Below are 21,228 nucleotides of genomic sequence, written 5' to 3'. Positions count from 1 at the left end.
GTCGCTGCCTGTTCGCTAATCAGCGCTATTCTTGCTGAATTTAAAGATTTTACGTTGTTTTTAGAGTTGGCACATCACTTGCTAGCAAGCATTTAGGTTTTAACACTGCAATATTGCAATTGAACGGCCTTTATTAAGGAGTGCTCGTGATGAAGATGATAACAGCCATTATCAAGCCATTTAAGCTCGACGATGTACGAGATGCGCTGAGTGAAATCGGGGTTAAAGGGATCACGGCGACAGAAGTGAAAGGCTTTGGTCGCCAGAAAGGTCATACTGAGCTCTATCGAGGTGCTGAGTATGTAGTTGATTTTCTTCCAAAAATTAAAGTTGAAATTGCCATAGATGATAGTTTGGTGGAGCGTGTGATTGAAGCGGTCAGTCAAGCCGCTAATACGGGCAAAATTGGCGATGGCAAAATCTTTGTAACTGCACTAGAGCAAGCTGTGCGGATTCGCACCGGTGAAACTGGCAGCGAAGCACTCTAAAGGGGGATCTTATGAATTTTAAATTGGCTTTGATGCTAGTGGGCGCTGTATTCGGTTTATCCGGTCTAGCCTTGGCTCAAGAGGCGAGTACTGCAGTGGCAGAAGCAGCTCCTGCTGCACCTACACCCGATAAGGGCGATACCGTATGGATGATGATCTCTACTATTTTAGTGATCATGATGGTGATTCCGGGGTTGGCTTTATTCTACGGTGGTTTAGTACGTGCTAAGAACATGTTGTCGGTGCTCGCACAGGTCTTCAGTATTTTCTGTTTGATTGCTTTGCTCTGGGTGATGTATGGCTATAGCTTGGCGTTTACGGATGGTGGCAGCTTAAATAGCTTTATTGGTGGCTTTGATAAGCTGTTCTTAACAGGGGTAGACCCTTCAGTCACCGTAGAAACTTTCAGTAAAGGGGTCGTGATTCATGAAATGGTCTTTGTGATTTTTCAATTGACCTTTGCGGCGATCACCGTTTCATTAATTGTGGGTGGTTTTGCGGAGCGGATTAAATTTTCTGCACTTTTATTGTTCTGTATTTTATGGTTCACCTTCTCTTATCTGCCGATGGCACACATGGTTTGGTTCTGGGGTGGTCCTTCGGCTTATGATGCACCTGCGGGTTTCTTATTTGCTAAGGGTGCTTTAGATTTTGCAGGCGGCACGGTGGTGCATATCAATGCAGCGATGGCCGCTTTAGTGGGGGCGATTGTGGTCGGCAAGCGGGTGGGCTATGGGCGTGATTCGATGGCTCCGCATAATTTAGTCATGACCATGATTGGAGCTTCCTTACTCTGGGTGGGTTGGTTTGGTTTTAATGCAGGATCTAATTTAGAAGCCACCGGCACCGCAGTTTTAGCGATGTTGAACACCATTGTGGCAACCGCTGCTGCGGGTTTATCGTGGATGATGGCAGAGTGGTTATTAAGGGGTAAGCCGTCCTTATTAGGAGTAGTGTCGGGTGCGGTATCTGGTTTAGTGGCAATCACGCCTGCTGCAGGTTTTGCAGGTCCAATGGGTGCGATTGTACTCGGTTTAGTGACGGGTGCAGCTTGCTTATGGGGGGTGACGGGTCTTAAGCATATGCTCGGCTATGATGACTCCTTGGATGTATTCGGGGTGCATGGAATCGGCGGGATACTCGGAGCGATTGGTACCGGTATTTTGGTGAATCCCGCTTTAGGGGGTTCAGGTGTGTTTGATTACTCAACGGGTACAGTAGCAGCGTATAACAGTGCTCAAATCTTGAGTCAGCTCTGGGGGGTGGGGGTTGCGATTCTGTGGTCAGGTGTCGTGAGTTTTGTGATTCTAATGCTGCTTAAATACACCATCGGATTGCGGGTCAGTCAAGATGAGGAACGCCAAGGCTTGGATACAGTCACGCACGGTGAGCGCGCTTATACCATGTAGTTTAATAATTTAAGGTTGGATGTCTTGCTCTAGATTTGGCGGGTATTAAACCCGCCTTTTTTAGAGGGTTGAAGCAGGCAAAGCGGCCATACTACTTAGAATTTAGGTGTAAAAGGATCCATCACCACCATCTTGCCTTGGCGGGTGCGCATTAGATTATCACCGTGCAAATCCCAACTTACAAAATCTTGATGCTCACGATAATAACGACACAACTGTCGGAGATCCTCTGCTAAAGCTTGGCCATAGCGATCTTTGACCCAAGTCCAGACTTGAAGGCGTTCTTGTTCGTCCATCCAATCAATCGCGTGCACATGATCAGTGAAAAAATTGGTATCTTCTTCGTTAAGGTGCTCTAAACGTTCCATGACATAAATAATTCGATAATCTGGCTCTTGCTCCTTAAATAGCTCAATACGCTCTAAGGGCAGGACAGTATCATCTTCAGCGAGTAAACCAATGCGTCGAATAAAAGGAATTTCAGTAAGTTGCTGGTGCTGAATCGCATCACAGAAGTATTCGAGGCCTAAAGAAAATTTCTCGAGCAGGACATAATGCCTCCACTCGCCCTCTTCGGTATCACTAAAAAAACGACGGTGGCAGTTTTTGCACCGCAGTGAGCTTTTGCCATCATGGTGGATGGCATACACATTGGTTAGGAAGGTGTTTTCACATTGTGGGCATTGCAGGCGTTCATATTGGCCTGCAAGAAAACATTGCAGAATTTGTTGACTGGCGTCCATGAATAGTTATATCTATATTAATAATCAATACCATTGATTTGTAAGATCCACGTCCCCGGATGCGCGATGCCCGGAAAATAATCATCAATCCACAGACCTATATCAATGCCTTGTTCGTATAAATAGGCGCGCTTTAGTTGACCGTCTGTAGTATAGATGGGAATACTATCATCTTTCAGTGTTTCCCTGATTTCTGTAATACCATCAGCATCGTTGCAGCGTAAACTGCAAACCAAAGGTTCCCAAGCTGCTGCACGATAGGCGGCAATCAAATGCATGAAAAATGAAGGGTCGGCCGTAATGGTGCAGTCAAAATCGAGAGCCACTCGACGCGAAGTGGGCGAATCAGCCAATGCGTAAATATCGACTTGGAATTCGTCAAATTCTGAGGTTAAGCGATGCAGATTTTGTTGCTCGAGTGTTTGGCTGAGCACCTTAAACGCAGGGCATAAGCCCGAGTGTCGATAATAAAAAACGAGATCGCTCATAGTTGCTCTCCATCCATTCAGCCGAGCCTACTGGGTTGCATTGCATATTCTAGCAGTTAGGGTATAAAACTAGCGTATAAAATACTGAATACCTGTTTTTAAGGAGGCTTGTTATGTTCACTGTTCCCGTTGCTTGCCCGCATGATTGTCCTGATACCTGTGCTATGCGCGTTACCGTGAATGAGCTAGGCCGCGCAGTAAAGATCGAGGGTGATCCCTTACACCCAACAACCGATGGTGTGTTATGTACCAAGGTTGCTCGCTATTTGGAGCGTACCTATCATCCTGAACGTTTATTACACCCGCTCAAACGCATTGGCCGCAAAGGTGAGGGTAAGTTCGAACCGATCAGCTGGGATCAAGCTTTAACCACTATTGCCGAGCGCTTAAAATCTATTGCGGAGCGCAATCCAGAAGCCATCATGCCGTATAGTTATGGTGGTACGATGGGGATGGTGCAACGAGAGGGTATGGCTGCACGCTTTTTCAATAAACTAGGTGCTTCGCGTTTAGATCGAACGATTTGCGCTTCAGCAGGGGCAGCTGCCATGCGTGCTACGTATGGGGCTGGTGTGGGGATGGATGTCGAGCAACTCGATCAAGCTAAGCTGATTCTGATTTGGGGGAGTAACCCGATCACGACGGGTGTTCATATTTGGCGCAAAGTTCAGGAGGCCCAGCGAAATGGGGCTAGGGTCATTGCGATTGATCCGCATTGCTCTTTGACTGCACAAAAATGCCACCAGCATCTCGCGATCCTACCGGGTACAGATGCCGCCTTAGCCTTGGGCTTAATGCATATTTTTATCCGTGAGCAATGGCTGGATCACGAGTATATCGAGCGCTACACCTTAGGTTTTAATGAATTAGCCGAGCGTGCTGCCGGTTACTCTCCAAAGCGGGTCGCAGCTATTTGTGGAATAACCATTGCTGAGCTTGAAGCCTTGGCACAAATCATCGCCAAAACCGCTCTTCAAGATAAGCAGCCTGTGGCTTTTCGTTTAGGCTATGGTGCTCAGCGGGTGCGGGGTGGAGCGAATGCGATTCGTGCCGTTGCGTGCTTGCCTGCATTAATCGGTGCTTGGCGGCAGGCGGCAGGTGGCTTATTACTGTCTAGTTCAGGTTTTTATCCGATGAATCCTGCGGGTTTGGAGCGTCCTGATTTATATCCAAACGGCTTGCCACGGTTATTGAATATGAGCACGCTGGGAGATCAGTTACTGCATGAGGGTGACGATAGCTTTGGGCCAAAAATCGAAGCCATGATTGTCTATAACAGTAATCCAGCAGCGATTGCGCCTGAAAGTCGTAAAGTCGCCCAAGGCTTGGCCCGTGAGGATTTGTTCACTGTGGTTCTGGAGCATTTCCAAACGGATACAGCGGACTATGCGGATATTATCCTGCCTGCAACCACGCAATTAGAGCATAGCGATATTCATAAATCCTATGGGCATCGCTATATTTTGCTTAGCCAGCAAGCGATTCAGCCTTTAGGTGAGTGCAAATCGAATGCAGAGATTTTTCGCTTATTGGCGGCTAAAATGGATTTTACCGAGCGCTGTTTCCAAGACGATGATATGAGCTTAGCCCGAGCGGCGTTTAATTGGCAGCATCCCCATACCGCAGACATGAGCTGGGAAACTTTGCAGCAGCAAGGTTGGCAAAAATTAAAGATAGCGGATGCTGCGTTTGCAGAGGGGAATTTTCCCAGTCCTTCGGGACGTTGTGAGTTCGCCTCCAGCGAATTAGCCGCCCAAGGTTTAGATCCTGTTCCAGACTATGTGCCACCGTATGAGTCAGTCGCTAGCAATCCAGATTTAGCTGCGCACTATCCTTTACAGCTGATTTCACCACCAGCCCGTCATTTTTTAAATAGTAGCTTTGTCAATGTGGCGAGTTTGCGTAAGCAATTCCCTGAGCCGGGCTTGGAAATTCATCCTGCGGATGCAGCGGCGCGTGATCTACACGAGGGGCAAACCCTAACAGTTTTTAATGCACGGGGTGAGTTTCAAGTCAAAGCAGTGATTACTGATCGAGTCAAACCAGGGGTCGTGTTAGCGTATTCGGTTTGGTGGAAAAAAAGCTCAACAGATGGCAAAAATTGCAATGAAGTCGCCAGCCAAGCACTCACTGATTTAGGGGCAGCCGCCACTTTTTATGATTGCTTAGTCGAGGTTCAAGCCGCTTAAGCTTATTAAGATTAGGAAATGCTCGTGGTTTGATGATCGCTAAGGTCATCTCGAGCAGAGACTTTTTCATGTGGCGAGGCATAGCGTGCTTCGCCGACACGCAAAACAAAAGCTGCAATCGCTAATAATAAAATCGCTGCGACAATAGTGATGATCTTATGATCATCTAGAGCCTTTAAATCAATGGCTAAATAGCGGGTGAGGGCGGTCATTGAGATGAATAATAAGAAAATCACTGGTAAACGATGGGTGCGGAAGAAAATGCCGACCATTGCCCCTAATTCTAAATAAATAAAAAGCAGCAAAATATCATCAAGGCTGGCATAGGGTTTACTCATAATTTCATACATATAAGTATGAATCGCAGCCCAAACAATGGTGCCCCCGATCACAAATAAACCGAGTAAATGGAAGGTATCCACGGCGAAATTACCAAAACGCTCTAGCCATTTGTTGATTTGTATATTCATCCCACCCGCTCCTCTAAGTCAGCTGACTACCTATCATGGCATAGATAGACTCTGGCGTGCTCTACGCCTTAAGCGATAGTGGCTGAAAATAGCGGATAGAACATAAGCACTTCCTGCTAGCAAAATAATGGTTGGGCCAGCCGGTAAATTCGGGCTATAAGATAGTGCTAAACCGCCCACGGTGAAGCTACTACCTAATACCGTCGCAATCAGCATCATCCCCCCGAGGGAGTGTACATAATGTCCTGCAATCGCGGCGGGTAAAGTGAGGAGGGCAATCACTAAAATTAGACCAACGACATGAATTAATAACACCACCGTGACGGCAATTAAGCACAGTAGCAGCAAATAGAAAAAGCTCACGGGTACACCACGTAGACGCGCAAATTCTTCATCAAAAATCACGGCTAAAAATTGACGATAGAACAAGCCCACCACCAGCAAGAGTAAAAGATCCAGAATGGCCATGAACCAGACATCTTGCTCAGGGACGAGCAAAATATTGCCGAATAAATAGCTGGTCAAACTGCTGGCATAGCCCGGTGTTTGTGAAATAAACAATAAACCAATTGCCATTCCCATCGCCCAAATCGCACCAATCAAGGTATCTTCTTGGGTTTTCCAATTGAGACGAATCCAACCAATTAATAATGCAGAGACGATCGCTGCCATCAAAGCACCTAGCAGGGGATCAAAACCAAAATAAACAGCAGCTCCCATCCCCGCTAAGACCGAATGCGCAATCCCACCCGCCAAAAAGGTAATGCGTTTGACCACGACGAAAGTCCCCATCACACCGCAGCCTAAGCTAGCTAATAGCCCAGCGAGTAAAGACATTTGTAAAAAGGATTGTTCAGCTACCGCACTTAGAAATTCAGTCATGGTCGAGGTCGCAACTAAGATTAATGAGCATGAGCCACCCGGCGTACAGGTTCGCCATATAAATCTTGAATAAGCTTGCCATCAATCGCATCGGTTTGATGACAGACTAAAGTGCGATTCAAGCAAGCCACTCGGCTGACATAATCGGAAATAAAGGCGACATCATGTGAGACCACTAAAATGGTCAAACGCTTATTCAATTCACGTAAATGAGTAAAAATATCAGTTTCAAGGCGCATATCAATATTGGCAGTCGGTTCATCCAAAATCAGAATTTTAGGCTCGCTGACTAAAGCTCGGGCTAATAAAATGCGCTGTAATTGCCCACCCGATAAAGCACTAATCGGTCGTTCGGCCAGATCTTGAGCCTCAAGTTCACCTAAGGCTTGTTGAACTGCGAGGTGATCTGCCTCGGTATAACGCCCTAACATTCTGCTGGCACCTAAGCGACCTAATAAAACAGTTTGTTTAACCGTAATGGGAAAATCACGTGCAAAGCCCGGATATTGTGGAACATAACCAATCTGAGTGCGTTGCTGAGTTGGTTTTTTACCCAAGACCGTGATGTTCCCCGTTTGCGGTTTAAGCAGACCCAATATTAATTTGAGCAGAGTGCTTTTACCTCCTGCATTCGGCCCTACAATTCCTAAAAACTCACCTTCCTTTACACTAAAATCAATAGCTTGTAGCACAGGGACTAAGCCATACGAAAAGCTTACCTTCTCTAGCTCGATGACTTTATTCACGGTCTACTCCAGCAATTAAACGGGCGGCTTTACGTAGATTAGGAATATAGTCTTCCGCTAAATTATCAATAGAGACCACTTTACCTTGAATCGCTTTAGCGACTTGTTCGGCGGCGCGTTGGCTAAATTGTGGTTGCACGAAAATCATGGTTACTTGTTCATGTTGAGCTGCAGCGATGATGGCGGCTAAGGCTTTAGCTCCCGGCTCTTTGCCGTCGACTTCAATCGGGATTTGCTGCAAACCATAGGCATCAGCTAAATAACCCCAAGCAGGGTGGAAGACCATAAATTTTAGGTTTTGCTTATCTTTAAATAACTCAATGAGTTCTTGATCCAATTGATCGAGTTCAGCCGCTAATTGTGCGTAGTTTTGCTTAAATAATTCGCTTTGCTCAGGGCGCAAGCGGCTGAAGTGTTCCGCCAATTGCTGAGCCATTTGCTTGGCGATGCGAGGGCTAACCCATAAATGAGGATCAGGTTCAGCCTTGACGGCTTGGGCTGCTGGTTCAGCCTTAGTTTGCTGTTCAGTTTTATGAGCTATACCCTGATCCGCTTCATGCGCTGTGTCATGTTCAGTGTGTGAATGGGCTTCTAAGTGGCGTAGTTTCACCCCGTCACGCGCATCAATGACCTTAATATTTGGATTTACACCTTGGATGCGTTGCATCCATGCGTCTTCAAAAGGCATACCGACCCGTACATACAACTGTGCTTTGGCTAGTGCACTGATCTGCTGGGCGGTTGGCTCATAGGTTTCGGGGCTAAAACCGGGTTGAACCATTGGCTCAACTTTGACTTGATCCCCCCCGACCTGCTCTGCGAAATATTTTTGGGGCACAACGCTCACAAAAATGTGTAAAGGCTCAGCCGCCAAGCTATTTGGCATCAAAGACACTAAGTAACCAGCCAATAGACAAAGGGCTAGTTGCTTGAAGTTAAAGGCAGTTGGTAGATTCATGCTAACTAATCAGCGGATGCAATAATTTAGGGCGCTTGATAGTAGCTCAAACTGAGGCAGTTGGCGATTTTTCTAATTTGGTTGATTTTTGGTCAAACTGTGCACAGATCACACAACCCCGGTGATTTATGTACTCGGCTTGCTGGGATAAATCTGGATAATAAGTTACAACTTATCTGAAATATAGATGACTACCTCCCAAACACCGTTTTGATATATTTCTCTAAAGTTGTCCTAATATTTAGCCCCTGTCATCAGGGGCTTTTTTATGCCAAATCAAAAGGCTATCCCCTATTTAGGTAGAGAACAAACTGAGCTAACGCTTGTCTCAATGTTTAGAGCAATTGTCTGACAAACATCAGTTTTTAAACGCAGTAATGGTATGGTTGTTATATACAAAACATAGCTGCATTATAACTCGGAGAAATGCTATGAACGCCATCACTCGGTATTTACCTTTACCTCAAGTCTCTAAAGCCCTCACAGACCTGCAAATGGGTGCACGCGCCCAGATGCAAGCAGGTAGTGAGCGTTTGGTTCAAGCGCGCACCCTGTATGTTCTTGCGGCTCAATTGGAAAGCTTTGAATCAGGCCTACAGCACAGCAAATTGCAACTCACAGAAGTGGTTGCCAAAAAAATCCATTTACGCTTTCGCTTAGCTGCGTTAAAGCCTGAAACCGATTTCAATTTGCAACAGGCTTATAATGAATTGCATTTATATGAAATGCGCTTACTGGCCTATTTAAGAAAAGGTGGGCAAGCGTTAAAAAATTATCATGAGCGTTTACAAGATTTACGTGCTCAGACTGAGTTAGATAATGAAGAACGGGCTGTGCAGGCCGCTGAATTAGCTAAAAAAATTCAATGGCTGCAAGACGAGCGTTTTGCGCTTGAAAAAGAATTGTTGAAATTCACTGAAACTAAGCAGGAATTAAAATTTACAACGCCAGCAGAGCTGGATTCGACTAAAAGTAATCCTTGGTTAGGACGTATCCGCAGTTGGTTACCCGCTTAGTAAGTTAGCTTGGCCTGCTGAACCTTTAGCAGGTGGGCTAGTCAAATTGTTCTCCAACGTGGTATAGATAGTCTTGATTACAATGAGGAGGAGAACGATGAATATTGTTATGCACCGTGTTTTAACCGCAGCATTCACCCTGTTTTTATTGCTACCTTTGACCAGCCAAGCCGCTGATAATTTTCCGGCTAAGCAAGCTTTTGTCGGTCAAAATCTCACCCTAAATGGTAAAGGAATACGTACTAAATTAGTTTTCAATTTATACACAGCGGGTCTGTATGTGGCTGCACCGAGCAAAGATGCGAATGCACTCTTAGATGCGAAGCAACCTTTGGCCTTACGCATGGAAATCACCTCTAGCATGATCACCAGTGAAAATATGGAAGAAGCGGTCCGCGAAGGCTTCCAAAAATCAGCGGGTGCTAATCTGGCTGCTTTACAGCCGAAAATTGAAAATTTAATTCAGGTTTTTAAACAACCCATTAAAGAAGGTGATATCTATGATTTTGTGTATAAACCCCAAAGCACGGTGATTATTAAAAATGGTCGCAATGCCGCTACCATCGCTGGGGCTGACTTTAAACAAGCCTTATTCGGTATTTGGATTGGCGCTAAACCCGTGCAAGCTAATCTGAAAAGCGCTCTATTAGGAGGCTAATCGGTGATAGGTCGCTGTCGAGTAAAAGTATGTGGCCTGACTTCAGTGGCTGATGCCTTAATGGTGTCAGCTGCTGGCGCAGATGCTTTAGGCTTAGTTTTTTATCCTAACAGTAAGCGCTATGTGAGTATTGAGCAGGCGGCTGCCATCTGTACCGCTGTGCCACCTTTTGTGGCGACGGTGGGTTTGTTTCTTGATGCTGAAGCGTGTTGGGTTGAACAAGTGTTAGCAGCAGTCCCCTTAACACTTTTACAGTTTCATGGCTCTGAAACCCCCGCCTATTGTGCTCAGTTTCAGCGCCCTTATATCAAAGCAGTGGGGATGAAGGGGCTGACTGCTAGGGGTGGCTTTGCTGCTTATGCCGATCAATATCTAGATGCCCAAGGCTTTTTAGTGGATAGCCATGCACCGGGGGCAGCAGGCGGCACGGGAGAAATCTTTGATTGGACTCAAGTTCCACAGGATTATCCTAAGCCAATTATTCTGGCAGGGGGGTTGACGCCAGATAATCTCGCAGAAGCGATTCGTCTCAGTCGAGTCTATGCCGTCGATGTCAGTAGCGGCGTTGAGGCTCGCCCGGGCATAAAAGACGCAGCTAAAGTATGGGCGTTTATTAAGAAAGCGAATGCTGATTCTGCTTAGCGTTATTAAGATAGCGGTTGTTCAAACTTGGTAGCGTAGGGCAACCCAAATTCCTGAGCCTAACATGGCAAGCCCCACCAGCCAGAACGTGATTTCCAGCCCTTGTGACCATTGTGCCAGCAAGCCCATGCAGAGTGCGCCAATTGCATATCCAAAGTCACGCCAGAAACGATAAATGCCTAGCAAGGTACTGCGTTGTGCGGGTGGACTAGCATCCGCTACGGCTGCACCGAGCGTAGGGTAGAGCAGCGCCATCCCGAAGCCGATTAAGCCGGCTTCCAAGGTCCACAACCAGACTGAGTGGCTCAACTCCAGTAATAATACACCCAGCCCACACAGCCACATGCCACTAATAATCAAGGGTTTGCGCCCGAAACGATCCGAGGCTACCCCCGTGCCAAGTTGACTGACTCCCCACACCAGCGCGTAGATACCGATGATGGAACTGCCTTGTACTAAGCTTAGGTTTTGCGTTAAGAACCACACCGGTAAGATAATCCATACCAGCGCATCGGTGAATTTTTCAACTAATCCGGCTTGGTTCAGAGCGAACAGATTGCGGTTTTGCCAACTGGCATAGAAAAAGGCTTGACCTAATGAGGGTGCAGGCGTGGGTTTTATTGCCTGACTGTGTGCTAACGCCCAAGGTCGTGTTTCTTTCACCATGAGCACCGCGAGTACTAAGCCCAATATAATCACCATGGTGCCAAACATAAACAAGCCCCATCGCGCACCGTATACGCCCACTAACCACGCGGTCAACACCCCTGCCACGGCAACAGCGGCATAGCCGGAAAACTCATTCAGGCCATTGACTAATCCTTTCTGACTCAGATGAGTCATATCGAGTTTGCTGTTTAAAGTCATCGACCAGCACAAACCTTGGTTGATGCCGAGCAAAGCAGTTGCTGTGACCACCCAACTCCAGTTGGGTGCATATAATAGCAACAAGGGAATCGGTAATGCTGCTATCCATCCCGCAATCAACACCCGCTTACGCCCGTAACGGTCGGCAAATCGCCCTGCTAAGAGGTTCATGAGGGCTTTGACTGCACCAAAGACCACTACAAACGTAGTCAATAAAAAGAATTCTTGCCCACCCAGCCCGAATTCAGTTTCCGCCAAACCGGGAATGACGGTGCGTGTCATGCCGATGGTTAAACCTACCAGAAAGACTTGTAACAACTGGAGCAAGATTTGCGCGAGGTTGGCATGGATACCATGTTGGACAGTGGCTATATTCACAGAGCGTTACCAGTCAAGAAAATGGGTAGTCTTTTCAACCAACTCGTCCGCATACAGGTCAAGGAAGAAATGGTCTGCGCCCTCTACTGTTTCGATAGTCAAATTGTCCTGTTTAATACCCTCCAGTTTGCTTGGTAGATCTGCAACGACAGCATCAGCCGACCCCATCACAATGAGCATTGGCTTTTTAATTGGTGACAATAAGTCAGGGGTGTTTTTGCGTTTATCATCACGATAATACGATATGACCGCATCGGCGGTTGCTTTAGCTTTTTCACAGTACACAAAGCCCGGCAATTCCATTACCGTATTTCCCTTGCCTGCATCGACCAGTTTTTGTGCCTCAGTCATCACAGTTGCCAAGGGCTTTTTATAACGTTCCTCATAATCTGTGGTAGCTTTATTGCTATCCCAAGTCGCAGGAGCAACCATCACTACTTTATCCAGCAAGGTGGAGCCTTTTTCTGCCGCAAACCATGCTACCTGATTACCGCCCCGTGAATGCCCCAATAGTGCAACTTTGCTCGCACCTTGCTCCTTCAACCAGCGCATCCACGCCTCGAGTTCTGCAACAGCATCTTCGTGTTTATGCTGGTGTTCGATAGAACAATCCAGCATTTGTGACGGACGCTGGTCCAATGCATAACTCAGGTTAATGTTTAGGGTGTTGTAGCCATTATCCTTGAGCAATTCAGCCACATTTTGCATGATCTCCATCCGGTTGTGCGCTAACGTACCATGTAACATCAATACCACACCCTCTTCAACGCTTTTACCCTCAGCCAGTTCCAGATCAGCTCGTAGCTCAATATCTCCTTGCTTGAGCATAACTTCTGCTGCTTGCAAGGAAGTACCAGCAACCATTAATAGAAAACCGATACCCTGCGTGAAACGTAACATCTTACCCATACCAACCCTCCTGACATAAAGCCAATTTAAAAACGATCAATTGATTGATTGAATATAAAACTTTTAGTATTTACAATGCAAGGTATCTCTTTCATCTGTGCCAAAGTAAACAATGTCAAACCAGACATGATCTTAGCTTTTCGAGGTAAGGCAGTTACCCTGATCAGCACCCAAAAGCCTGATGAATGACCACTAGATGATGAGGAAGCATTGGATGAGATGGCAAAAACCCTTGCTGATCTACAAAAAAAGGGTGTACGGGTAGAAGCCTGAACTGGCTATCATGCGTAAGGGTACGCCAGTGTCCCGGTTTACTAAGGGATTCCAGCCATGAAAATACGGAAGTATGGGTTTTTTTGATGGCAGATGCGGCGACTTGCACCATTCCGAACCAGACCACCCCGCAAGGCGATTACAACCTAGAACGCATGGTGAAAGCCGTCATCCATAAAGGTGTGCAAGTCAAAGCCCGTGATACTTGTCTCGACGCACACGGGTTGAAAGCCCTTCCCTTGATCGAAGGCGTGGAAGCCAGCAATATGCTGCAACTAGCGCAATGGACGCTGGCAGCCAATAAAGTGCTGACATTTTAGTAAGGAACAAGCATGACGCTCCCCACCCCAAAGCAACAATTGAATGGTCAATTTGCCCTGATTGCACAAGCACTTGCCTCCCCGCAACGCTTGGAAATTCTCGACTACCTTGCGCAAACCGAGCGCAGTGTGGAAGAGCTTAGCCAGCTTGCCAGCCTGACAGTGGCAAATACCTCGCGGCATTTGCAAACCCTCAAGCAAGCCGCATTGGTGAGTGTACGCACGGATGGCAAACGCCGCGTCTACCGCCTCGCGGGGAATGACGTAGTACAACTGATTGCCAGTTTGCGGCGCACGGCGGAATTGCATCTGGCGGAAGTGGAACGGCTTGCCCACACCTACCTGACCGACAAACAGGCGATGGAAGCGATTAGCGCGGAAGAATTGCTGACCCGCATTCAACGCGATGAAGTCACCGTACTGGATGTGCGCCCACAAGCCGAGTACGCCGCCGGACACATCCCCGGCGCGATTCACCTGCTGCCAGAAGAAGTCGCCGAACGCCTGCACGAACTTGATGATAGCAAAACCATTGTCGCGTATTGCCGTGGGCCGTATTGCGTGTATTCCTACCAGATGGTGCAAGCCTTGCGCGAGCATGGCATTAACGCCATCCGCCTTGTCGATGGCTTGCCCGAATGGAAAGCCGCTGGATTACCTGTTCAAACTGTTTAGGAGGATTACCCATGTTGTTCTTGCAACGGGCTGCACCATCGAACCCTTCCTCGCTTGCTTATTTGTTTGGTTGTGGTGGCAAAGGTCATGCTATTGCGGTCGATGTCCATGCTGAAGATGTGGTTTGGTTCATGGAGCAGGCGGCCAAGCAGGCAGTAAAAATTGATTATGTGATTGATACGCATATCCATGCGGATCATTTATCGGGCGGGCACGCACTAGCGCAACGCTGTGGTGGGGAATACGGTTTGCATGAAAGCACTACGCCGGAATTTGCCTTTACTGCGCTTAAGGATGGGCAAGTGTTGACCATTGGCAATGTGACTGCGCAAGTCTTGTATACACCGGGGCATACTACTGACAGCCTTTGCTTAGTCGTGGCTGATCAGCGTCGCAGTGCTGATCCTTGGTTTGTCTTGACGGGGCATACCCTATTCGTTGGGAGTGTGGGGCGACCCGATTTGCGAGGTGAAGAAGAACATATGGGTGGATTGTTGCACGATTCGCTGTTCAACAAGCTACTAACCTTGCCGGATCATGTCGAAATTTTCCCCGGTGCGCAGGCGGGTAGTGTCTGTGGGGCAGGTCTATCGGGCAAGCCGTCTTCTACGATTGCATTTGAAAAGCGCTTTAATCCAGCCTTACTGGCAGATAAGCATGAATTTGTGGCAGCGATATTAGAGAGTTTGCCGCCACAACCAGAATCTATGTTGGGCATTATTCAGCGTAATTTGATGGCGGATGCGTAGAACTACGCTGTTATGTTGTAGTCATCAATCGGTCGGAGTTCTTCAAAGGATAACGACTTGTCATAGAGCAAGATAGCGAGCTAGGTTTGCTTATGGTAACTTAAGCTCCTTTATTTATTCTGCCGACTCTTGGGAGCAGCTCGTGAATTTCAGCGAATTTAACTGGAAGGCCATGCCGGATGCAGCGGGGCATTTTGGCGCTTACGGCGGGCGTTTCATCGCAGAAACGCTGATGGAACCGATTTATCAATTAGAGCAAGCCTATCATAGCTTAAAAAATGATCCTGCTTTTCAAGCGGAGTTTGATCGTGATTTAAAACACTATGTCGGTCGGCCTAGTCCTTTGTATTTGGCCGAGCGTTTAACCCGTGAATTAGGCGGGGCTAAAATTTTTCTTAAGCGTGAAGACCTAAATCATACGGGCGCGCATAAGATCAATAATACTATTGGCCAAGCTTTGCTCGCTAAACACATGGGTAAAACCCGAATTATTGCTGAGACTGGCGCAGGCCAACACGGGGTCGCTTCAGCCACGATTGCAGCTCGTTTAGGTTTAGAATGTGTGGTTTATATGGGAGCAGAGGATGTACAACGCCAAGCCCCGAATGTCTTTCGTATGAAGCTATTGGGTGCTACCGTTGTTCCAGTGCACTCTGGCTCGAAAACTTTGAAAGATGCTCTGAATGAAGCTATGCGCGATTGGGTAACGAATGTTGACGATACCTTCTATATTATTGGTACGGTTGCTGGGCCACATCCTTATCCTGCTATGGTCAGGGATTTCCAAGCCGTGATTGGCCGCGAAGCCCGCCAGCAAATTCTAGAGCAAGATGGGCGCTTGCCCGATGCCTTGGTGGCTTGTGTCGGCGGAGGCTCGAATGCCATAGGTTTATTTCACCCCTTTTTAGCGGATGAATCCGTCGCTATTTATGGTGTGGAGGCGGCAGGCTCGGGCATTGCTACCGGTAAACATGCAGCTCCCTTAACAGCGGGTAAGTCGGGCGTGCTACACGGCAATCGCACCTATCTGATGGAGGATGATAATGGGCAAATTATTGAGACCCACTCCATTTCAGCGGGTTTAGATTACCCTGGTGTAGGGCCTGAGCATGCATGGTTGAAAGATATTGGGCGCGCTCATTATGTGGCAGTAACGGATGCACAAGCGATGGAGGGTTTCCATACCTTGACACGCAAAGAGGGGATTATTCCTGCCCTCGAAAGTAGTCATGCAATGGCTTATGTGCTGGAGCTTGCACCTAAAATGTCTAAAGAACAAAGCATTATTATGTGTCTATCCGGGCGCGGTGATAAGGATATTAATACGATAGCGCGCTTAGAGGGGATTAGCTTATGAGTCGAATCGCAGCTTGTTTTCAAACACTTCAAGCACAAGGCAAAAAAGCTTTAATTCCCTATATCACTGCAGGTGATCCCCATCCCTCAATCACCGTTCCGCTGATGCATAGCATGGTTGAAGCGGGTGCGAATATTATTGAATTAGGTGTACCTTTCTCTGATCCGATGGCCGATGGTCCTACTATTCAGTTAGCCCATGAACGTGCTTTGGTGCATAACACTAGTTTGACGAGTATCTTGGCGATGGTGCAAGCGTTTCGCCAAACTAATCAGACTACTCCGGTGGTATTAATGGGTTATTTGAACCCTATTGAAATCATGGGGTATGAGGCTTTTGCACAAGCTGCACAAGTAGCGGGTGTTGATGGGGTGTTGACCGTTGATCTTCCCCCCGAAGAGGGTAAACAAGTCTTGCCGCTCTTTAAAGCTCACGGTCTAGACCCCATCTTCTTAGTAGCACCAACGACTCCTGCTCATCGGATGCAGGCAATTGCTGAGGCTGCGAGTGGCTTTATTTATTATGTTTCCCTCAAAGGTGTGACCGGGGCTAATACCCTAGATACCGCACAAGTGGCTGAGCGCTTAAAGCAAATGCGCGAATATACGCAGTTAGCTTTAGGGGTCGGTTTTGGGATTAAGGATGCAGCAACGGCAGCAGCCGTGGGGCAAGTTGCGGATGCCGTGGTGGTGGGTAGTGCTTTGATTAAGCAGGTAGAGGCGACCCCTGATGATCATCCGAGGATTATAAAAAATATTAGTGGTTTGCTAGCCTCCATGCGCACTGCGCTGGATGCGTGACTAAAAGGTAAAAGAGACAATGAGTTGGTTTGAGAAATTGCTGCCTTCACGTATTCGTACTGAATCGGGGTCAGCAGAGAAAAAATCCATTCCAGAAGGATTATGGCGGCAGTGCCCAGAGTGCCAGTCTGTCCTCTATAAAGCTGAGCTTGAGCGCAATAATGAAGTTTGCCCTAAATGTGAGTTTCATATGCGGATTTATGGGCGCAAGCGGTTGGATATTTTTTTGGATAAAGAGGGGCGCGAAGAGATAGGCGCTTCAGTCGGTCCTACCGATATGCTCAAATTCCGCGACACCAAAAAATATAAAGATCGTATCGTTGCTGCACAGAAAGAAACCGATGAAAAAGATGCACTGATCGTGATGAAAGGCAGTGTCTGCGGTATTCCTGTGGTGGCAGCGGCCTTTGACTTCCGCTATATGGGCGGTTCAATGGGGTCAGTCGTGGGAGAGCGGTTCGTGCGGGGTGCACAAGCAGCGATTGAGGCAAAAACAGCCTTTGTGTGCTTCTCAGCGAGTGGGGGTGCACGGATGCAAGAGGCCTTATTTTCACTGATGCAGATGGCTAAAACCAGCGCAGTACTGACTAAACTGAGCGAAAAAGGTTTACCCTTTATTTCAGTCTTAACTGACCCGACGATGGGTGGGGTATCTGCTAGCTTTGCGATGTTAGGCGATATTCATATTGCCGAACCTAAGGCTTTAATCGGCTTTGCGGGGCCACGAGTGATTGAACAGACGGTGCGAGAAACCTTGCCAGAAGGTTTCCAGCGCAGTGAATTTCTTTTGCAAAAGGGCGCGATTGATTTAATTGTGCACCGAAATAAGCTCAGGGAAACGATTGCCGATTTATTAGCAATCCTGCAACATCGCCCCAATCCTAATCCGCAAGCCGTGGCAGCAGCGTGACCTCTTCCGCTCCCTTTGGACAGAGCTTAGCCGATTGGTTGGCATGGCAAGAAAGCTTGCATGTGAATAGCATTGAGTTGGGCTTAGAGCGCATTGCCAAGGTGGCTGCTCGCTTACAACTAGTTCAGCCGACTTTTCCGGTGATTACTGTTGCAGGTACTAATGGTAAAGGCTCTACGGTCGCTCTACTCACTACAATGCTGCAAGCTGCTGGCTATCAAGTCGGCTCTTATACCTCTCCACATATTCTACGCTATAACGAACGCATTAGCTTAAATGGTCTAGCCGTGGAGGATGAGCACTTATGTCAGGCTTTTACAGCGATCGAGTTAGCACGTGGCAATATCTCACTGACTTATTTTGAGTTTGGCACTTTAGCGGCCATGTGGATCTTTACAGAGGCTAAGGTTGAGGTTGCAGTCTTAGAAGTAGGTTTAGGGGGGCGTTTGGATGCGACTAATCTATGGGAGGCTGAGGTAGCGATTATCACGTCCATTGGTATTGATCATGTTGACTGGTTGGGGCATAACCGTGAACTGATTGGGCGCGAAAAAGCAGGTATTGCCCGCCAAGCCAAACCTTTAGTGTGTGGTGATCCGAACCCACCACTCAGTATCAGTCAGGTTGCACAAGAAAAAGGGGCTAAGCTGATACAGCTTGGCCATGATTTTACGGTAGAGCAACTGAATATTGAGCAATTCTCGATCTGTTTACGGTCAGCAAGCTTAGACACAGCGTTAACTTATGTGTTGCCACTGCCTCGTTTGCAAGGTCAAGTCCAATTACATAATGCGGCGTGTGCCGTCGTGGCTTTACAGCTTTTGGCTGAGCAGCTACCACGTGTTAATCTGGCTGCTTTACAACAAGGCCTGCTTAAGGTCAGTATCGCGGGTCGGTTACAAAAGTTACAAAATGAACCTGCTGTCTGGATTGATGTGGCACATAACCCTCATGCAGCTGAAAATTTAGCAAATTGGATAAAAAATAATCCAATTGAGGGGAAAACCTTTACGATTTTTTCTATATTGGCTGATAAGGATATCGCCGGTGTCATTCGTCCCTTGCAAGACAAAGTAGACGAGTGGCATATATTTCCGCTAGATTCTCCCAGAGCCGCCTCTCTTTCAATGCTTCAATCGGCATTCGCATCTGCTAATGTAAATAATTTTCAAGTTTATCCTGATATTTATCATGCTTGGAAAACCTTAAGTAGGCAGGTTGCGTCTATAGACAGAGTGGTGATTTTTGGATCATTTCTGGTAGTATCCAAAGCGTTAGACGGTATTTTTTAAGTGCTGGAGCGCACCCCTCGGCGCATTTGAGTGTATTAATTAAGGAGTATCGGGACAATGGACAACAAGTCAACAACCAAACGTATGATTGGCGCGGTTGTATTAGTATTAATAGCAGCTTTGTTGCTCGCTTGGTTGTTAAAAGGTAAGAACAGACCAGCTGAACAGAAGGATCTGATCGCTGAGCAAACTCAGGAATCTACCCCAATTTTAGGTTTCCCGGGGGTCAAAGAAGATCAGGCTCAAACGGGCGAGGCTAACTTAGCAGCTGCCAATTCAGCGACTGATCCGGCCACGCAGCAAGCAGGTGCTAATCCTAATCAAGAATATGCAATTGGTTCAACCAACGCGGGTGGCGCAGGCGCTGCGGCGGGTGGAGCGACCGCAGCGGCTGATCCGGCTCAACAGCAAGCACAAAATGTTTTAGGTACTCAAGATCCTAATGCAGCCGTGCCGATTGCTGATCCAAATACAGCAGCGCCAAGCAGCTCTACGACCAGTGCAACTGGTGGCGCTACTGAACCGGGGGTCGTTGCTGCGGCTGGAACGGCGGTGGCAGGTGCGGTCGAGTCTGGCAAACAAGCCATTCAAGGCATGACTAGCCAAATGCAATCGGATACTACGGGCTTCCAAGTGCGTGATCCAAAGCAAGGCGAGGTACGCGAAGTCGTTGAAAATGGTCAGAAGCAACCTGGGATTGGGAATATGGGGGCTAATGCGACCACTACGGGTGCGAATACGAAGGCCGCTGCGACGACGGAGGCAGGGAGTACCGCTGCTAAAACAGCAAGCACGGCGAGTACAGCGAGTAGTAATGAAACCGCTAAGGTGGCCAGTACTAATAAATCCAGCTCAACAGCGAGTAATGCCAGTACAAAAGACCGCCCAGCAGTAAGCTCGGGTGAATTAAAGCCTGAAAATCCTCGCTTAGTGAATGAGCGCCCTGTTCCAGCCCCGAGTGCGCAGCCGCGTAATACAGCGAGTACCCGCCCAGCTACCACGACAACAACGACTACCACGACAACCGAGCGTCGTGTAACGGCCAATCCTGCCGAAAAGCCTGCAGTTACGACCGCAGATGCTTCGGCGAGTGGTTATGTGATTCAAGTCTTGGCAACCTCTGATAAAGCTAAGGCCGATAGTATTAAAACGGCCATGACGGGTGAGGGTTATCCGGTGTTTGTAACCAGCGCTAAAGTCGATGGGAAGACAGTTTATCGGGTACGTGTGGGGACTTATCCGGGTAAAGGTGATGCGGCTGCAGTTCAGTCTAGAATGAAGGCTCGCTATACACAAAACCAGTATGTTCAAAATAGTTTTGTGACTAAAAACTAAGGTGTAAAGGTAAGCCACGCATGCAAGTTTCTGCTGATTTGGTAGATTTAGGCATTATTATTCTGATTGTCTTATCTGCGCTCATCGGTTTGGTGCGTGGCTTTGTTCGTGAAGCCGTTTCGTTGGCGACTTGGATCGCAGCGGCGGCTTTTGCTTTCTTGTATGTCCGCCCTCTAGCTGCTCAATTACCGTTTGCACTGCAAAGCGAGGTTGCACGCCTTGGTATTGCCTTTGCTATTATCTTTTTTGGGGTCTTGGTGGTAGGCGCCATCATTAATTATTTATTCAATGCGGCTGTTTCTGCTATTGGCCTCGGCGGGGTTGATCGCTTTTTTGGAGGCCTATTCGGTGCTTTCCGAGGGGCTTTATTAGTGACTTTGGCAGTGGTTTTATTAGGTCTAACCAGCCTACCAGCGAATGCTTGGTGGAAAGAATCGCGTTTATTGCCTTCTTTTGAATTAGCTGCACTTAAATTGAAAAACTATATTCCTGCTGATGTGTCTAATTTTCTGGAAAAAGGTGCTGCCAATCCCTTACCGACACCCGCTTCTGCACCCAATGTCTCACCTGCTGAATAAACTCACTAAGTTTTGATTTTACAGCAGTTGGATGCTGTGCATGGCTTTTCGGGTGAAGAAGGGTAAAATGCCGTTTTGTTTTTGTAGTTGGGTCAA

At 47.5% G+C, this 21,228-nt stretch carries 23 protein-coding genes; 15 read left to right on the top strand and 8 right to left on the bottom strand.

What is annotated here, in order from left to right; translation table 11 throughout:
• Positions 1-149: 149 nt before the first annotated feature.
• Both B5D50_RS10240 and B5D50_RS10235 read left to right on the top strand, forming a co-directional pair.
• Positions 150-488, top strand: a complete 339-nt coding sequence (locus tag B5D50_RS10240; RefSeq protein WP_078922512.1) for a P-II family nitrogen regulator — start codon at positions 150-152, stop codon at positions 486-488.
• Positions 489-499: 11 nt separating this feature from the next.
• Complete coding sequence (locus tag B5D50_RS10235; protein WP_078922511.1) at positions 500-1,897, top strand: ammonium transporter; 1,398 nt, start codon at positions 500-502, stop codon at positions 1,895-1,897.
• Between the two features lie 95 nt (positions 1,898-1,992).
• Here the strand turns inward: B5D50_RS10235 and B5D50_RS10230 are convergent, their stop codons facing one another.
• Together B5D50_RS10230 and B5D50_RS10225 are read right to left on the bottom strand one after the other, a co-directional pair.
• Entirely contained in the window at positions 1,993-2,640 is a 648-nt protein-coding gene (locus B5D50_RS10230) for a hypothetical protein (protein ID WP_078922510.1), read from the bottom strand.
• A gap of 17 nt (positions 2,641-2,657) precedes the next feature.
• Entirely contained in the window at positions 2,658-3,128 is a 471-nt protein-coding gene (locus B5D50_RS10225) for a hypothetical protein (RefSeq protein WP_078922509.1), read from the bottom strand.
• A 113-nt stretch (positions 3,129-3,241) separates the two neighbouring features.
• Here B5D50_RS10225 and B5D50_RS10220 point away from each other — a divergent pair, with 113 nt between their 5' ends.
• The gene (locus B5D50_RS10220) at positions 3,242-5,317 is read left to right on the top strand and encodes a molybdopterin-containing oxidoreductase family protein (RefSeq protein ID WP_078922508.1); all 2,076 of its coding nucleotides are present in this window, start codon (positions 3,242-3,244) and stop codon (positions 5,315-5,317) included.
• 11 nt (positions 5,318-5,328) lie between these two features.
• Here the strand turns inward: B5D50_RS10220 and B5D50_RS10215 are convergent, their stop codons facing one another.
• The 4 genes from B5D50_RS10215 to B5D50_RS10200 are packed head-to-tail and all read right to left on the bottom strand — an operon-like array spanning position 5,329 to position 8,373.
• Positions 5,329-5,787: a phosphate-starvation-inducible protein PsiE gene (locus B5D50_RS10215; RefSeq protein WP_078922507.1), complete on the bottom strand. Its 459-nt coding sequence runs from the start codon at positions 5,785-5,787 to the stop codon at positions 5,329-5,331.
• A 33-nt stretch (positions 5,788-5,820) separates the two neighbouring features.
• Complete coding sequence (locus B5D50_RS10210) at positions 5,821-6,669, bottom strand: metal ABC transporter permease (protein WP_078922506.1); 849 nt, start codon at positions 6,667-6,669, stop codon at positions 5,821-5,823.
• Between the two features lie 20 nt (positions 6,670-6,689).
• Positions 6,690-7,415 carry a metal ABC transporter ATP-binding protein gene (locus tag B5D50_RS10205; protein ID WP_078922505.1) on the bottom strand — a complete coding sequence of 242 codons (726 nt, stop codon included), beginning with the start codon at positions 7,413-7,415 and terminating at the stop codon, positions 6,690-6,692.
• Positions 7,408-8,373, bottom strand: coding sequence for a metal ABC transporter solute-binding protein, Zn/Mn family (locus B5D50_RS10200; RefSeq protein ID WP_078922504.1), 966 nt, complete (start codon positions 8,371-8,373; stop codon positions 7,408-7,410). Before B5D50_RS10200 ends, B5D50_RS10205 begins: the two co-directional genes overlap by 8 nt.
• A 431-nt stretch (positions 8,374-8,804) precedes the next feature.
• On the opposite strand from B5D50_RS10200, the gene B5D50_RS10195 reads away from it, so the two are divergent.
• The 3 genes from B5D50_RS10195 to B5D50_RS10185 all read left to right on the top strand — a co-directional run bounded on the left by B5D50_RS10195 (position 8,805) and on the right by B5D50_RS10185 (position 10,689).
• Entirely contained in the window at positions 8,805-9,389 is a 585-nt protein-coding gene (locus tag B5D50_RS10195; protein ID WP_078922503.1) for a hypothetical protein, read from the top strand.
• Positions 9,390-9,486: 97 nt separating this feature from the next.
• Positions 9,487-10,047: a chalcone isomerase family protein gene (locus tag B5D50_RS10190; protein WP_234975852.1), complete on the top strand. Its 561-nt coding sequence runs from the start codon at positions 9,487-9,489 to the stop codon at positions 10,045-10,047.
• A gap of 3 nt (positions 10,048-10,050) precedes the next feature.
• The gene (locus tag B5D50_RS10185) at positions 10,051-10,689 is read left to right on the top strand and encodes a phosphoribosylanthranilate isomerase (protein ID WP_234975851.1); all 639 of its coding nucleotides are present in this window, start codon (positions 10,051-10,053) and stop codon (positions 10,687-10,689) included.
• A gap of 21 nt (positions 10,690-10,710) precedes the next feature.
• Here B5D50_RS10185 and B5D50_RS10180 read toward each other — a convergent pair whose 3' ends face one another.
• Together B5D50_RS10180 and B5D50_RS10175 are read right to left on the bottom strand one after the other, a co-directional pair.
• Complete coding sequence (locus B5D50_RS10180) at positions 10,711-11,934, bottom strand: MFS transporter (RefSeq protein WP_078922502.1); 1,224 nt, start codon at positions 11,932-11,934, stop codon at positions 10,711-10,713.
• Between the two features lie 6 nt (positions 11,935-11,940).
• Positions 11,941-12,843: an alpha/beta hydrolase gene (locus B5D50_RS10175; RefSeq protein WP_078922501.1), complete on the bottom strand. Its 903-nt coding sequence runs from the start codon at positions 12,841-12,843 to the stop codon at positions 11,941-11,943.
• A gap of 269 nt (positions 12,844-13,112) precedes the next feature.
• On the opposite strand from B5D50_RS10175, the gene B5D50_RS10170 reads away from it, so the two are divergent.
• From B5D50_RS10170 to B5D50_RS10130, 9 genes are all read left to right on the top strand, one after another.
• Entirely contained in the window at positions 13,113-13,436 is a 324-nt protein-coding gene (locus B5D50_RS10170) for a DsrE/DsrF/TusD sulfur relay family protein (protein WP_268807811.1), read from the top strand.
• A 12-nt stretch (positions 13,437-13,448) separates the two neighbouring features.
• Positions 13,449-14,111: an ArsR/SmtB family transcription factor gene (locus tag B5D50_RS10165; RefSeq protein ID WP_078922499.1), complete on the top strand. Its 663-nt coding sequence runs from the start codon at positions 13,449-13,451 to the stop codon at positions 14,109-14,111.
• An 11-nt stretch (positions 14,112-14,122) separates the two neighbouring features.
• Entirely contained in the window at positions 14,123-14,860 is a 738-nt protein-coding gene (locus B5D50_RS10160; RefSeq protein ID WP_078922498.1) for an MBL fold metallo-hydrolase, read from the top strand.
• Between the two features lie 142 nt (positions 14,861-15,002).
• Entirely contained in the window at positions 15,003-16,217 is a 1,215-nt protein-coding gene (gene trpB / locus B5D50_RS10155; RefSeq protein ID WP_078922497.1) for a tryptophan synthase subunit beta, read from the top strand.
• Positions 16,214-17,017, top strand: coding sequence for a tryptophan synthase subunit alpha (trpA, locus tag B5D50_RS10150; protein ID WP_078922496.1), 804 nt, complete (start codon positions 16,214-16,216; stop codon positions 17,015-17,017). The genes trpB and trpA overlap by 4 nt, the downstream gene beginning before the upstream one ends.
• Positions 17,018-17,036: 19 nt before the next feature.
• A complete protein-coding gene (gene accD / locus B5D50_RS10145; RefSeq protein WP_078922495.1) occupies positions 17,037-17,927 on the top strand; it encodes an acetyl-CoA carboxylase, carboxyltransferase subunit beta in 891 nt (296 codons plus the stop codon).
• Positions 17,924-19,219, top strand: coding sequence for a bifunctional tetrahydrofolate synthase/dihydrofolate synthase (gene folC / locus B5D50_RS10140; protein WP_078922494.1), 1,296 nt, complete (start codon positions 17,924-17,926; stop codon positions 19,217-19,219). The genes accD and folC overlap by 4 nt, the downstream gene beginning before the upstream one ends.
• A 57-nt stretch (positions 19,220-19,276) precedes the next feature.
• Complete coding sequence (locus tag B5D50_RS10135; RefSeq protein ID WP_078922493.1) at positions 19,277-20,554, top strand: SPOR domain-containing protein; 1,278 nt, start codon at positions 19,277-19,279, stop codon at positions 20,552-20,554.
• Positions 20,555-20,574: 20 nt separating this feature from the next.
• Positions 20,575-21,132, top strand: a complete 558-nt coding sequence (locus tag B5D50_RS10130) for a CvpA family protein (RefSeq protein WP_078922492.1) — start codon at positions 20,575-20,577, stop codon at positions 21,130-21,132.
• The last annotated feature ends 96 nt before the right edge of the window (positions 21,133-21,228 follow it).

It is taken from the genome of Thiothrix eikelboomii, from assembly GCF_900167255.1.
Taxonomy (GTDB): domain Bacteria; phylum Pseudomonadota; class Gammaproteobacteria; order Thiotrichales; family Thiotrichaceae; genus Thiolinea; species Thiolinea eikelboomii.
The sequence above is the reverse complement of the archived record's forward strand: the minus strand, read 5'-3'. Positions and strand labels throughout refer to the sequence as shown.

What these genes read in the sequence shown, in the direction of transcription:
- B5D50_RS10240 (WP_078922512.1), top strand. Translation starts at nt 150, where the DNA reads ATGAAGATGATAACAGCCATTATCAAGCCATTTAAGCTCGACGATGTA.
- B5D50_RS10235 (WP_078922511.1), top strand. Translation starts at nt 500, where the DNA reads ATGAATTTTAAATTGGCTTTGATGCTAGTGGGCGCTGTATTCGGTTTA.
- B5D50_RS10230 (WP_078922510.1), bottom strand. Translation starts at nt 2,640, where the DNA reads ATGGACGCCAGTCAACAAATTCTGCAATGTTTTCTTGCAGGCCAATAT.
- B5D50_RS10225 (WP_078922509.1), bottom strand. Translation starts at nt 3,128, where the DNA reads ATGAGCGATCTCGTTTTTTATTATCGACACTCGGGCTTATGCCCTGCG.
- B5D50_RS10220 (WP_078922508.1), top strand. Translation starts at nt 3,242, where the DNA reads ATGTTCACTGTTCCCGTTGCTTGCCCGCATGATTGTCCTGATACCTGT.
- B5D50_RS10215 (WP_078922507.1), bottom strand. Translation starts at nt 5,787, where the DNA reads ATGAATATACAAATCAACAAATGGCTAGAGCGTTTTGGTAATTTCGCC.
- B5D50_RS10210 (WP_078922506.1), bottom strand. Translation starts at nt 6,669, where the DNA reads ATGACTGAATTTCTAAGTGCGGTAGCTGAACAATCCTTTTTACAAATG.
- B5D50_RS10200 (WP_078922504.1), bottom strand. Translation starts at nt 8,373, where the DNA reads ATGAATCTACCAACTGCCTTTAACTTCAAGCAACTAGCCCTTTGTCTA.
- B5D50_RS10195 (WP_078922503.1), top strand. Translation starts at nt 8,805, where the DNA reads ATGAACGCCATCACTCGGTATTTACCTTTACCTCAAGTCTCTAAAGCC.
- B5D50_RS10190 (WP_234975852.1), top strand. Translation starts at nt 9,487, where the DNA reads ATGAATATTGTTATGCACCGTGTTTTAACCGCAGCATTCACCCTGTTT.
- B5D50_RS10175 (WP_078922501.1), bottom strand. Translation starts at nt 12,843, where the DNA reads ATGGGTAAGATGTTACGTTTCACGCAGGGTATCGGTTTTCTATTAATG.
- B5D50_RS10165 (WP_078922499.1), top strand. Translation starts at nt 13,449, where the DNA reads ATGACGCTCCCCACCCCAAAGCAACAATTGAATGGTCAATTTGCCCTG.
- B5D50_RS10160 (WP_078922498.1), top strand. Translation starts at nt 14,123, where the DNA reads ATGTTGTTCTTGCAACGGGCTGCACCATCGAACCCTTCCTCGCTTGCT.
- trpA (WP_078922496.1), top strand. Translation starts at nt 16,214, where the DNA reads ATGAGTCGAATCGCAGCTTGTTTTCAAACACTTCAAGCACAAGGCAAA.
- accD (WP_078922495.1), top strand. Translation starts at nt 17,037, where the DNA reads ATGAGTTGGTTTGAGAAATTGCTGCCTTCACGTATTCGTACTGAATCG.
- B5D50_RS10135 (WP_078922493.1), top strand. Translation starts at nt 19,277, where the DNA reads ATGGACAACAAGTCAACAACCAAACGTATGATTGGCGCGGTTGTATTA.
- B5D50_RS10130 (WP_078922492.1), top strand. Translation starts at nt 20,575, where the DNA reads ATGCAAGTTTCTGCTGATTTGGTAGATTTAGGCATTATTATTCTGATT.